The organism is Alteromonas sp. Cnat2-8 (genome assembly GCF_022348355.1).
In the GTDB taxonomy this organism is placed as follows: Bacteria; Pseudomonadota; Gammaproteobacteria; order Enterobacterales; family Alteromonadaceae; genus Alteromonas; species Alteromonas macleodii.
The window spans coordinates 515,752-529,502 of the sequence record NZ_JAKREX010000004.1 but is presented as its reverse complement, the minus strand read 5'-3'; the positions used below and the strand labels follow the sequence as shown (position 1 = coordinate 529,502).

General features: G+C 45.1%; 7 protein-coding genes and 3 tRNA genes. All 10 read left to right on the top strand.

From position 1 onward, the window contains the following. Nucleotides 1-391 precede the first annotated feature (391 nt). The 10 genes from MHN00_RS13190 to infB all read left to right on the top strand — a co-directional run bounded on the left by MHN00_RS13190 (nucleotide 392) and on the right by infB (nucleotide 13,659). Nucleotides 392-3,097, top strand: a complete 2,706-nt coding sequence (locus tag MHN00_RS13190; protein WP_239301402.1) for a TonB-dependent receptor — start codon at nucleotides 392-394, stop codon at nucleotides 3,095-3,097. A 190-nt stretch (nucleotides 3,098-3,287) separates the two neighbouring features. Then, complete coding sequence (locus MHN00_RS13185; protein ID WP_014949251.1) at nucleotides 3,288-3,590, top strand: 4a-hydroxytetrahydrobiopterin dehydratase; 303 nt, start codon at nucleotides 3,288-3,290, stop codon at nucleotides 3,588-3,590. 201 nt (nucleotides 3,591-3,791) lie between these two features. Further along, nucleotides 3,792-3,868: transfer RNA gene (locus MHN00_RS13180), tRNA-Met, on the top strand. Between the two features lie 53 nt (nucleotides 3,869-3,921). After that, nucleotides 3,922-3,998: transfer RNA gene (locus tag MHN00_RS13175), tRNA-Met, on the top strand. A gap of 52 nt (nucleotides 3,999-4,050) precedes the next feature. Continuing rightward, nucleotides 4,051-4,127: transfer RNA gene (locus MHN00_RS13170), tRNA-Met, on the top strand. Nucleotides 4,128-4,298: 171 nt separating this feature from the next. Further along, nucleotides 4,299-7,634, top strand: coding sequence for an MHYT domain-containing protein (locus MHN00_RS13165; protein ID WP_239301401.1), 3,336 nt, complete (start codon nucleotides 4,299-4,301; stop codon nucleotides 7,632-7,634). Between the two features lie 14 nt (nucleotides 7,635-7,648). Beyond that, nucleotides 7,649-8,650, top strand: coding sequence for a two-component system response regulator (locus MHN00_RS13160; protein ID WP_014976349.1), 1,002 nt, complete (start codon nucleotides 7,649-7,651; stop codon nucleotides 8,648-8,650). A 377-nt stretch (nucleotides 8,651-9,027) separates the two neighbouring features. Next, complete coding sequence (gene rimP / locus MHN00_RS13155; RefSeq protein WP_014949254.1) at nucleotides 9,028-9,486, top strand: ribosome maturation factor RimP; 459 nt, start codon at nucleotides 9,028-9,030, stop codon at nucleotides 9,484-9,486. Between the two features lie 45 nt (nucleotides 9,487-9,531). Continuing rightward, on the top strand, nucleotides 9,532-11,028 hold the full coding sequence (gene nusA, locus MHN00_RS13150) for a transcription termination factor NusA (protein WP_014949255.1): 1,497 nt from the start codon (nucleotides 9,532-9,534) through the stop codon (nucleotides 11,026-11,028). A 24-nt stretch (nucleotides 11,029-11,052) separates the two neighbouring features. Further along, nucleotides 11,053-13,659: a translation initiation factor IF-2 gene (gene infB, locus MHN00_RS13145; protein ID WP_239301400.1), complete on the top strand. Its 2,607-nt coding sequence runs from the start codon at nucleotides 11,053-11,055 to the stop codon at nucleotides 13,657-13,659. Nucleotides 13,660-13,751: the final 92 nt, after the last annotated feature.

Genomic DNA, 13,751 nt, shown 5'->3' with positions numbered 1-13,751 from the left:
CTGATGTTTCAAGAATCATTCCTTTCAAAATAATCTTGTAACGTATTGAAAGTTAGAGGGTATGCCTGATTTTTGAGGTGCGCGATCAATCAAGCGTAATGAATAAATTTCCCAAATTGGGAAACATATTCTCAATTGGGATATGGCTAAATTCAGTGAAGCGGCGTCAATTTATCCTAAAGGATATCTGGTCAGACCATGTGTAAAATTAATGTAAACATATTATTCACAATAAATTTACAAAGGTGAAATTCAAGCATAGTATCAATTGCGTAGGTCAATATTTGTTCATGGCCTCAGACAATAACAACACGAAATCGAACAGCCTGTCGCTAGCGGAAAGTGTGGGTAGTAATGCCGGTAGTGATAAGCCCAGATTTGGAATCACACTATGAAATTTAAAACGCGTAAGACAGCAGTGGCGGCAATGGTCGGTACTGCTTTATTTTGCTCTCCTTATATCGCATCAGCCCAAGAAGCAGACGTTGAAAGTGAGCAAGAAGCTAAGAAAGACGTAGAACTCATTTTGGTTACCGGTAGTTTTGTTCGCCGTAGCGAAAACTTCGAATCTCCTTCTCCACTAGCCGTGGTAGATAGCGTGGCTATCGACGCGATTGGCGCAAAGAATATTGCGGATATTACACAAACACTCACTATTAACACGGGTGCTGAAAACAACCCAGATGCTTTTACGCAAAACGCAACAGCGGGTACGTCGAATATTAACCTTCGTGGTTTAGGCGTAGCGTCTACTCTGGTTTTACTTAACAACAAGCGTCAGGTCGTTACAGCGCAACCAACGAACGAAGGCCTGAACTTCGTCGATACCAGTTCTCTTGTACCGATGATAGCCATTGATCGTATGGAAGTGGTTAAAGATGGTGCGTCGGCTCTGTATGGTTCTGATGCCGTTGCAGGTGTCGTTAACTTTATCACCAAACGCAATTATGACGGAGCAATGGTAAGCCTTGACTATCAAGATGGTGCGCATGGCGACAACAAAGAATACATTTTACAAGGTTTATGGGGCGCAACCGGAGATAACGGAAGCGTACTAGCGGCGATAAGCTATACCAACCGTTCGCCGCTTTTTCTCAGCGATAGACGACTAAGTCGTCCCCAAGACGATACAAGTGCTCTGGGTAACCCAGGCTCTTTCTTCTTAAATATTCCAGGTGCAGGGGCACTGCCCATTATCGACCCGTACGGATGTGAGGAGTTTGGTGGTGCACCCAATTTACTTGCGCCAAGTGGTACAGTGCCAGGTTTAGAAATTGGTTTTTGTGGTTTTGATTTCGGTAAATTCTATTCATATGTTGCCGATGAGAGCCGAACAAATGCTTATGTACGTGCAGACTACGAGTTCGATAACGATATTACATGGTCGGCTGAATTCAGTTTAGCGAGAAACCGTGCTGAACGTGGTGGAGCACCGAGCTTCCCAATTTTAACCTCTCCAATTGTTCCTGATTATCATCCGCAGAATCCATTTGGTCAGCCTGTCGCTTTCTTCGGTCGCGCTGAAGGTAACGGCTTCCCTGGTGACCCAGCTAATACCGAATCAGACACCTTTCGCTTTAGCACCAGTTTACAAGGTGTGACAGACACTGGGTTCTGGGAAGTAAGCTATACACGTGCGGTTAACGATTTTGTATTTAGGGTTCCTGACGTACTAAATACCGAGTTTCAGCTTGCGCTATACGGTCTAGGTGGCTCTAATTGTGACCCTATCGCTGGAACGCCAGGGGTAGGGGATTGCGAATTCTTCAACCCATTTGCAACGTCTTACACAACGGCACCTAACTCTGATTACGTGGTTAGCTCCTTTACGGGAACCGAAGTGATTGACTCTAAAGCTGACCTTGAAGTTTTCGAAGCGTTTACATCGTTTGATGTGTTCGAAATGGGCGGTGGCTTTGCTGCGTTAGCATTGGGTGTTCAATATCGTGAAAACCAGCTTAGCCAAGATTACGATGACCTTGCTAACCAAGACAGTTTCACATTCGTTATCGGCAACCCTGATATTGATGGTAGCCAGGATGTATGGGCAGCGTTCGGTGAACTTGCATTACCAATAAATGACGAATTAGATGTTCAGCTAGCGGTTCGTTATGAAGATTACGGCGGTACCATTGGAAGTACGGTGGATCCAAAGTTAGCGATTTCGTGGCGTGCGACTGATGAGTTTTCACTTCGGGGCTCGATATCTACGTCGTTTAGAGCGCCAACAGTGTTCTTAGCACAAGGTGGTGCAACGTCGTTGCAACAGCTTATTGACCCCGTTCAAGGTGCTACGGCATTTGTGGCTGTTAGAACATCGGGTAATGAAGATCTAAAACCTGAAGAGTCGACAGCCTATAATATTGGCTTCTCATACGAGCCTTTCAGAGACTTTTCTGTTGAAGTTGATTATTGGAATTTCGAGTTTGAAGACTTGATCATTCAAGAGAACGCGCAGGCGGTACTAAATGATGATCCGACTAACCCAGACCGCGTTATCCGTGCTGGAGACCCGCTGACTGGGCCTGTTCTTCAAGTAAATAACACGTATGTTAACGCGAGTTCTTTGGAAACATCGGGTCTTGATTTTGTAACCAGTTATAAAATAGAGACAGACTTCGGTAACTTTACACCTACGTTGAATGCGACCTACATCACTAAGTATGACTTGATGGACCCACAGGCAGGGAACATTGATGGTGCAGGACGCCGTAATTTCAATAACATTGGTGTGTCTTCTCCTGAATTGCGCGCGAACTTGGGGCTGGCTTGGCAAAACGATATCCATGCAGCCAATATCTTCCTTCGCTACATCTCATCGTATGACGATGATCAAAATTGCGCGGACGGTACTGCAAACGTGGGTGGTTGTTCAGGTGGCTTTTACGAAGTGGATAGTCACTTGACGGTAGATGCTCAATACAACATCGACTTAGGCGGCTTATATGATACAGAACAAAGTTATGTGTTGACGTTAGGTGCAATTAACATGTTCGACGAAGAGCCTCCACAGCTATTCACTAACAGCGGATTTGACTCTAAGGTTCACGATCCTCGAGGTCGTCAAATCTATGCGCGCTTAGCTATCGAGTTCTAATCGGTTAATAAGGTAGAAGTATAGCCACCCTTTGACTATAAAAGTTGAAGGGTGGCTTTTTTGTAAACCTTAGCCTCCACTCCTCTTTGTGATTTTGTCTCCAGTCTCTTCTAATGTTAAACCAATCGATTAAAGTACCTCGTAGTAGGTAAGACTTTTACGTAATCATCAGTGATTGAAGGAGATAAGAATGGCGACGAAGCTGTCTGATAATGAAATTAACGAAAAATTGAAAGCGCTCAATGAACTGGTTTCCGATGACACACCATGGGAGCAAAGTGGAGACACTATCAAAAAGACGTTTATGTTTAAGAGCTTTATCCGAGCTTTTGGGTGGATGTCTCAAATTGCGATTTGGGCGGAAAAGCTAAAACATCATCCAGAGTGGTTCAATGTTTATAATAAAGTAGAGGTAACATTGACTACGCACGACGCTGGTGGGCTAACAGAATTAGATTTTTCGTTGGCTGAAAAAATGGAAAAATTTAAATAGCTTGAATCAACGTGTGTAAATAGGAGCTAAAAATCGGTTAATTCGTATTAACTTTGTTCATGTTGGTCAATTAAACCGCTAACAGTCAGAAAAATGAAATATTTCGCATGCTGGTACTTGTGTTGCGAAAGTCCCTATGTATAATACGCACCACGTTGAAGCGAGGCATTAAATGAAGCGCTTACAACAATAATTTTCTGGCGCGGGATGGAGCAGTCTGGTAGCTCGTCGGGCTCATAACCCGAAGGTCGTAGGTTCAAATCCTGCTCCCGCAACCACAGAAAATAACCAGAATTTCAAAGCATTGCAAAGGCAAGCTTTACCGTACAAGCGCGGGATGGAGCAGTCTGGTAGCTCGTCGGGCTCATAACCCGAAGGTCGTAGGTTCAAATCCTGCTCCCGCAACCAATTTGAAAACCAGAATTACAAAGCATTGCAATCGCAAGCTTTACCGTACAGTCGCGGGATGGAGCAGTCTGGTAGCTCGTCGGGCTCATAACCCGAAGGTCGTAGGTTCAAATCCTGCTCCCGCAACCACATTTAAAACCCAGCTTTTGCTGGGTTTTTTCTTTTTATACAGCAAAACATAATAGCGTTCCTTGATTTACACGATAATTTTGAATTAATTACTACACTGTGTAAATGAGTGTGCTAAGTTAACCTCACGCCACCATTGAAAATTAAACTAATAGGTAGTATGGCCGCGTTATGATATCCCGTTTTTTTACTTTTGAAGAACACGCCACCTTAATAGAAGGTGCTTATCATTTTCCTTTGGTTGTTCTATCGCTTATGGTGGCTGTATTTGCCTCATTTATGGCGTTTAATGTGGCAGGACAAGCCGCGATCACCGAAGACAAACTTCGACGAAATACCTTATTAGGCACCGGCAGCGTTGCATTGGGCGGTGGTATTTGGTCTATGCATTTCTTGGGGATGACCGCTTTTGATTTATGTCTGCCCGTTGACTATGATCCTCTGATTACCGGGCTCTCTGCCGTTCCCGGGATTGCCGCTGCTTGGGTGGCGCTTCACCTTTTAACTAAGTCCCGTATTAGCCTCGCTGAAATAATATTAGGTGGTGTACTGGTAGGTGCTGGTATTGGCACTATGCACTACAGTGGTATGGCCGCTATGGAAATGGCACCGCTTCTTCGTTACGACCTTGGTACGTTCGCCCTTTCTATTGTGGTAGCTGTGTGTTTAGCCATGCTGTCGCTGTGGATTAAATTCGGCATTACAGCTGCTACGAAAAGTAAAAAGCTGTTAGGAAAACATGTATTACTTGCAAGTATCGTCATGGGACTGGCTATTTCTGGTATGCACTATACGGGGATGGCGGCAGCAAGATTCGTATTGCCACCAGGAATGGAAACGTCGGGTCAGTCTTCAGATATTGCTGTTTATCTAGCAATTTCGATTGCTATCGTTACGTTAATATTAATTACCATGGTATTAGGCATTAGCCTTCTGTTTAAATATCGCGATGTAATGGTACGCGCCATTGAAAGTGAGCGAATTCAAAGTGCTATTACCGATACCGCCGTCGACGCCATCCTGACCGTTGATGACAAAGGCATCATAAAAACCGCTAACCCCGCTGTTGAGCGCATCTATGGCTATACTCAGCAAGAAATAATCGGTATGCACGCAGCTGAGGTAGTAACTCCTGAAAGACGTCATTTATACGGTGATGACTTCTTCAGTCAACGAGTAGTACCAACTGAGCAAATTATTGGTACAGGAAGAGAAGTAGAAGTACTTCGCAAAGATGGTGAGCGCATACCAGTGCGCCTTGGTGTCGGCTACACAAAAATTGATGGGAAACCCGTTTTTGTCTCTTTCGCTTCTGATTTACGCAAACGCAAGGAAATGGAAGATGCACTGCGTGAGAGCGAAGCTAAGTTTAGAAGCCTTATCTCTAACATTCCTGGTATGGCTTATCGCTGTTTAAATATGCCAGGGTGGCCCATGGTATTTATTAGTGATGCTGTAATAGAAGTAACCGGATACCCGCCTGAAGATTTTACCTTGCCCAACCCGAAGCGCTCTTTCACCGATCTTTACCATCCTGATGATGTTGAACGCCTTTCGTCTATTAGTCCTGAGGTGGGCGAATTCTCATATGAATATAGAATTGTCGCGAAATCTGGCGAGGTGAAGTGGGTTATCGAGCATGGAGTGCAGGTTAAAGACGATGATGGCATGGTGCTTTATGTAGACGGCTTTATATCTGACATCACACATCGAAAAGTGATGGAAAATGAATTAAAAGCAGCAAAGGAAAAAGCAGAGCAAGCTGCCGCTGCGCGTACCGCATTTCTTGCTAATATGAGTCATGAAATCCGTACGCCTATGAATGCAATAATAGGCTTTAGCGACCTCATGTTAGGAGAAGCCTTACGCGAAGAGCAAAAATCTCACTTAACCACGATAAACCGTTCCGCACGTTCATTGCTGCATCTTCTTAACGACATACTTGATAGCGCGAAGTTAGATAAAGGTAAGCTTGATTTAGATTATCGCGATTTCCTTATTCGCGAAGAGTTGGATTTGGTTATTTCAACATTTTGGTTAGAAGCCAAACGCAAAAAAGTTGGACTTGTACTTAATGTCGATGATTCGGTAGCTAACGGATATAGAGGTGTACCGGAGCGAATGCGACAGGTACTTAACAATCTGATAGGCAACGCCGTTAAATTCACTCACGAGGGTGAAGTGACTATCAATGTCAAAAGTGATGAAAAGTTTGTGTATTTTGACGTGACAGATACCGGCATTGGTATGACGCAAGAGCAAGTAGAAAGAGTATTCGACCCGTTCTCTCAAGCAGATGCATCGATGAGTCGAAAGTACGGCGGCACGGGGCTGGGAACAACTATTTCCAAGCAGTTAGTTGAACTGATGGGCGGAAATATTTGTGCAACTAGTGAAAAAGGTAAAGGAACGACCTTTACTTTCAGACTTCCTCTAGAAGTTGTAGAAATTGATGATTACGTATCTAGTGAGCTCTCCTCTAAAGCAGCACGTATTGAAACCTCGTTAACCGTACTGGTTGTTGATGATGTGCAGCAAAACCTTGAGTTGCTTTCGTTGCTGCTAAAACGCGCTGGCCACAGTGTAGAAACGGCAACAGATGGACAGATTGCATTAGATAAAATGCGCGCTAAGTCGTTTGACGTGGTACTGATGGATTTACAGATGCCTAAGTTAGATGGCCTAGAGGCAGCCAAACAGCGTCGAGAGTTTGAAAAAGAAAATAGCTTACCACCTACGCCCATTATTGCGCTGACTGCTAGCGTGTTAGTACAGGACAAACATGCCGCGCAGCAGGCGGGAATGGAAGGGTTCGCCAACAAGCCCGTCGATTTCCCTCAATTGATGGACGAGATTGCTCGCGTGCTTAACATAGATACGCTTCAGGTCGACTCGGTACCAGACACATTAGAAGTAAATGCTCCAGCATCTGCGCTTAAAGTTGATAAAAACGTGTTGGATTTGAAGAAGGCCATCGATTTATGGGGGAGTGAAGAGGCCGTCCTACAAGAGGTGGATAAATTCTCTACTACCTGCAGGGATAAAATCGACGACTTAATGGGGGCGGCAATTCGTGAAGACTATAAAGCGGTTGCCACACTTTCACACGGTTTAAAAGGTACATCGGGTAATCTTTGCTTAACCACCTTCTATCATACGACCAGGGAAATTGAAGCTCAGGCTCTAAAATCAGAGGTGAATATTGAAGACGTTAACCGTCTTCGTGATGCCTTAGATAAAATCGAGTTGATGCTTAGCGAATCGCCACTGTATGCCGAAAATGCCATTAATGAAAGTATCGATAATGCATTGCTGCTGAGTCATTTGGAGGCTATGCTCGATAGTGTAGAGCAAAACATGGTAGATGAAGATGAATTGTCATTTTTACGCGAAGTTGGGTGTTCTAGTCACAAAGAACAAATAACTCAAATTCTCTTAGATATCGATGATTTTGAGTTCGAGTTGGCGCATGAGCGCATCTCTACACTGATACAAGAATTAAAGTAGCCAAGAGACGCGGCATGTTAAACATTGAAATTACAAAACCTACTTTATTACTCGTTGACGATGAGCCAGTAAACCTAAGGGTTTTAAAGCAACTTCTCGCTAATGATTATCAGCTTATTTTTGCGAGAAATGGCGAAGAAGCGTTAAAGCTCACTGAGACTAGACAGCCAAATTTGATATTGCTTGACGTTATGATGCCAGGACTGACGGGTTTTGAAGTATGCCGCCAGCTTAAACAGCAAGCAGATACAAGGCACATTCCCGTTATATTCGTCACCGCCTTAAATGATGAACACGAAGAAACGGAAGGCTTCGAAGCGGGCGCTGTGGACTACATTACTAAGCCTATATCTCCGGCCATCGTAAAAGCGCGGGTTAAAACCCACCTCAGTTTGGTGCAAGCTGACGAGCTACTTGATAGCCGTTTACAAGTTGTACAGCGTTTAGGTAGAGCGGCGGAATATAAAGACAATGAGACGGGCATGCATGTCATGCGCATGAGCCATTATTCGAAAGAGCTTGCGCTAGCCTATGGACTTACAGATAAACAGGCTGAAATTCTGCTTCATGCTGCACCGATGCACGACATCGGCAAAATTGGTATTGCTGATAGTATAATGTTGAAACCAGGGAAGCTGACAGACGAAGAGTTTGCCACCATGAAAAACCACCCTGAGATCGGTGCGGAAATCATTGGTGATTGCGGCGATTCTTTGTTGTTGAAAGTTGCAAAGTCTGTTTCGCTTACCCACCATGAAAAATGGGACGGGTCAGGCTATCCTAAAGGGCTTGCGGGTGAAGATATTCCCATTGAGGGGCGTATTTGCGCCATTGCTGATGTGTTCGATGCCTTAACCAGCAAACGTCCTTATAAAGACGCCTGGAGTATTGAAAAAACGGTAGATTTTCTTCAAAGCCAAAAGGGAAAGCATTTCGAACCCAGACTTGTCGATTTGATGATAGAAATTATGCCTAAAATTCTTGATATTAAAGCGACATTTAAAGACGAAGACTAAGTCTGCTGGACTAAACGGCAATTAAAATACTTTCATGCAGGCCGAATTTTACACAGAAAAAATCGATACCCTCCAGTGTGTGCGCCTATTGGCTGTTGCTTAATGCGACGGCTATACGTATAATGTGCTCATTAAGTGATGAGAGCGGGCTCCCTCAGTACAGGAAAGTAACGCACTTATCATTAGCAAGCTATCACCTAACGGTGGTTTTACCCATAGGTTTGCAACTGCCCTTGTTGGCAGGTATGGGTTCAGAATTTTAATAAAAGCCCCGCTAGTCCGGGGCTTTTTGTTGTATTAAAACCTGGAGTCAGCCTCGCTGAGCCGGGTGATGACAGGTGGGCTTTAGGCCCTTTTTTCGTTTTTGGAGGTTTGCATTGGCAAAACTTGAAGAGAAACTAACCGAAATGCTAGAGCCAGGTGTTGAAGCACTGGGTTTTGAGTTGGTTGGGATCGAGTTTGTACGAGCGGGGAAGCATTCTATTCTTCGCGTTTTTATTGATCATGAAAACGGTATTACCGTTGATGATTGTGCAGATGTAAGTCATCAGGTTAGCGCAATTTTGGACGTTGAAGATCCAATTAGCACTGAATACAACTTGGAAGTGTCATCACCGGGTATGGACAGACCGCTTTTCAAAGAGAAGCACTATATCGAGTCTGTGGGTGAAGTGGTTCAAATTCGTTTGTCTATGCCAATGGATGACAGACGTAATTTTAAAGGCAAAGTACTCGCGTGCGAAAATGGCATCGTAAGTATTGAAGTGGATGGCCAGCAGTTCCAGTTAGCTGTGGCGAATATCGAAAAAGGTAACGTTGTTCCCACGTTCGATTAACGGAACAGCTCTGCTTTCATCGACGAAAGCAAAAGAGAGGCGAAAATGAATAAAGAAATTTTGTTAGTGGCGGAAGCCGTTTCAAATGAAAAACAAGTGCCTAGAGAGAAAATTTTTGAAGCGCTAGAGTTTGCGATCGCTAGTGCAACAAAAAAGAAAAACGAAGGCGAAATTGAAGTTCGTGTAAGCATCGACAGAACGTCTGGTGACTTTGATACATTCCGTCGCTGGTTGGTTATCCCTGATGATCAAGAACAGGAAAACCCATTTGCTGAAATTACGATTTCTGCTGCACAAATCGACGAACCAGAGATACAACTCGGCGATTATGTGGAAGAACAGATTGAATCTATTAAATTCGACCGCATAACTACGCAGACCGCAAAGCAAGTGATTGTACAAAAAGTACGTGAAGCTGAGCGTCAGCAAATGATTGCTGAGTACGAAGACAAAGTAGGTGAGTTGGTTACAGGTACGGTTAAGAAAGTAAACCGCGACAACATCATCATCGACTTAGGTAACAACGCTGAAGGTGTTATCTACCGCGATGACATGCTTCCTCGTGAAACTTTCCGTCCGGGCGACCGTGTACGTGGCCTTCTTTACGTTATTCGTCCAGAAGCACGTGGCGCACAGCTATTTATTAGCCGTACGCACCCAGACATGCTAGTTGAGCTTTTCCGTCTGGAAGTACCAGAAATTGCGGAAGAGACACTAGAAATTAAATCTGCAGCGCGTGACCCAGGTTCTCGTGCAAAGATTGCGGTTAAAACTAATGACAAACGCTTAGACCCGGTTGGTGCGTGCGTTGGTATGCGTGGTTCACGTGTACAAGCCGTATCAGGGGAACTTGGCGGTGAACGTGTTGATATCGTGTTATGGGACGAAAACCCAGCGCAATTCGTTATCAATGCTATGGCTCCCGCCGAAGTGGCGTCAATCGTTGTTGATGAAGACAGCAACAGCATGGACGTAGCGGTTGAAGCAGACAACCTAGCACAGGCAATTGGCCGTAGTGGTCAAAACGTTCGCCTAGCTAGCCAGCTTACAGGCTGGGAACTTAACGTGATGACGGTTGAAGATCTCAACAAGAAGCACGAAGAAGAAAACGCGAAGGTACTTGATCTATTTACTGCTGGTTTGGACATTGACGAAGAATTCGCGTCTGTCTTGGTAGATGAAGGCTTTACAACGTTAGAAGAAGTGGCATACGTGCCTGCAAGTGAGCTTCTAGCGGTTGAAGGGTTAGATGAAGAAATGGTTGAAGAGCTGCGCAACAGAGCGCGCGCTTTCCTAACCACGCGTGCACTGGCAAACGAAGAATCGCTTGAAGGTGCAGAGCCTACAGAAGCCTTATTAAATCTTGAAGGTATGAGTAAACACGTGGCCTATGTGTTGGCCAGCCGCGGTGTTACCGACCTGGAAGAATTAGCAGAACAAGGTACCGATGATATCAGTGATATCGATGAACTAGACGAAGAGAAAGCCGGTGCGTTAATCATGGCGGCTCGTAATATCGTATGGTTCAGTGAAGAAGAGTAAGGTCAACAGGGGGAAAATTACGTAATGGCAGATGTATCTATTGAAAAGCTCGCCAGCGACATTGGTACGACCGTTGACCGATTGGTTGGCCAGTTTAAAGACGCGGGTATCACTAAGAGTGCCGGCGATCAGGTAAACGAAGACGAGAAACAAAAACTATTGGATCATTTAAGTAAGCAACACGGCAGCGCAGCTGAACCAACGCGTATGACACTTAAGCGTAAGACAACAAGCACGTTAAGTGTTGGTAAGTCTAAAGAAGTGAAAGTAGAAGTACGTAAAAAGCGCACTTACGTTAAGCGTAGCGATGTTGAAGAACAGCAGCGTCAAGCGGAAGAAGAGGCGAAGCGTCTTGAAGAAGAAGCACGTCTGAAGCGCGAAGCGGAAGAAAAAGCAGCAGCTGAAGCGAAAAAAGCCGCTGAAGAGAAAGCGCGTAAAGCTGAAGAAGCGAAGAAAGCCGCTGAAGAAGAGCGTGCCCGCCGTGCAGAACAAGCGAAAAAAGAAGCTGAAGCACGTAAGGCAGACGAGCCAGAACTGACTGAAGCTGAAAAGGCTGAAGCTGAAGCTGCGCGTCAGGAAGAAGAGCGTCTGCGCAAAGCGCAAGAAGAAGAAGCGCAGAAGAAGCTTGAAGAAGACGCGAAGAAAGCGGCTGATGAAGCGCGCAAACTTGCTGAAGAGAACGAGCGTCGCTGGAAGGAAGAAGAAGAGCGTCGTAAGAAAGAAGAAGCTGAAGAAGTTCACTTGCACTCTAACCGTTATGCTCAAGAAGCTGAAGACGAAGAAGACATGCAGGTTGAGCGTTCATCACGCCGTCGTCGTAAGTCGAAGAAAAATGCGGGTGAGCATCTTAAGCAAGGCTTTAACAAGCCAGCTGCACCTGTAGAGCGTGTAGTTAAGCTTGGCGCAACCATCACAGTTGGCGAACTTGCAAGTAAACTTGCAATTAAGTCTAACGAAGTTATCAAAACGATGATGAAGATGGGCGAAATGGCAACCATTAACCAAGTACTAGACCAAGATACAGCGGTACTAGTAATTGAAGAAATGGGTCATAAGTACGAGCTTGTTAACGACAACGCACTTGAAGATGAGTTGTTGGCAGATGGCACTGGCGGTGAAAAAACCACACGTGCACCTGTTGTAACTATCATGGGTCACGTTGACCACGGTAAAACGTCATTGCTTGACTACATTCGTCGCGCGAAAGTTGCAGACGGTGAGGCCGGTGGTATTACCCAGCACATTGGTGCATATAAAGTAGAAACAGAAAATGGCGAAATCACGTTCCTAGATACACCTGGACACGCCGCATTTACCGCAATGCGTGCTCGTGGTGCTACGGCGACGGATATCGTTATTCTTGTTGTTGCTGCAGATGACGGCGTAATGCCTCAAACGAAAGAAGCGGTACAGCACGCTCGCGCTGCTGGCGTACCTCTTATCGTTGCAGTGAACAAAATGGATAAAGAAACAGCTGACCCTGATCGCGTTAAAACTGAGCTATCTCAACTAGAAGTTATCTCAGAAGAGTGGGGCGGTGAGCACCAGTTCTGTAACGTTTCTGCGAAAACAGGTATGGGCGTAGACGAACTGCTTGAAGCTATCGTTCTACAAGCTGAAGTTCTAGACCTTAAAGCAGTAGCTGAAGGCCCAGGTCGCGGTATTGTTATTGAATCTCGCCTTGATAAAGGCCGTGGTCCAGTAGCATCTGTATTGGTTCAAGAAGGCCAATTACGCGCTGGTGACATTCTACTTTGTGGTGAAGAATACGGCCGTGTTCGTGCAATGCGTGACGAAAACGGTAATGAAATTAAGATTGCTGGTCCTTCTACGCCTGTGGAAGTACTTGGTCTGTCTGGTGTTCCGGTAGCGGGTGAAGACGCAGCCGTTGTTAAAGACGAGCGTAAAGCGCGTGAAGTAGCAGCGAAACGTCATCAGAAGAAACGTGAACTTAAACTTGCTCGTCAGCAGAAAGCGAAACTTGAAAACATGTTTGCGAACATGGAATCAGGTGACGTTAGCGAACTTAACATCGTACTTAAAGCTGACGTACAGGGTTCTGTAGAAGCAATTTCTGAATCACTTGTTAAGCTTTCTACTTCTGAAGTAAAAGTGAACATTGTAGGTAGTGGTGTAGGTGGTATCACTGAGACTGACGCAACCCTTGCGGCTGCATCAGGCGCTATCGTACTAGGCTTTAACGTTCGTGCCGATGCAACAGCGCGTCGCGTACTAGAAGCTGAAGAAATTGATTTACGTTACTACAGCGTTATCTATAACCTAATTGACGAAGTGAAAGCGGCCATGAGTGGTATGCTTGCACCAGAATTCAAGCAGGAAATCATTGGTCTTGCAGAAGTACGTGACGTATTTAAGTCACCGAAACTGGGCGCAATTGCGGGCTGTATGGTTACTGAAGGTAACGTTAAGCGTAGCAACCCAATCCGTGTACTTCGCGACAACGTAGTAATTTACGAAGGTGAACTAGAGTCACTGCGTCGCTTTAAAGATGACGTACAAGAAGTACGTAACGGTATGGAATGTGGTATCGGCGTTAAGAACTACAACGACGTGAAAGTAGGCGACCAAATCGAGGTCTTCGAAATCGTTGAGGTTAAGCGCGAAATTTAATTGCCTTAGTTAATTCGGCATGTGAAAAACGGGGGCCGAGTGCTCCCGTTTTTGTCTGTATACAGTAAACAGGCTTCACGCATGCCCTGCGT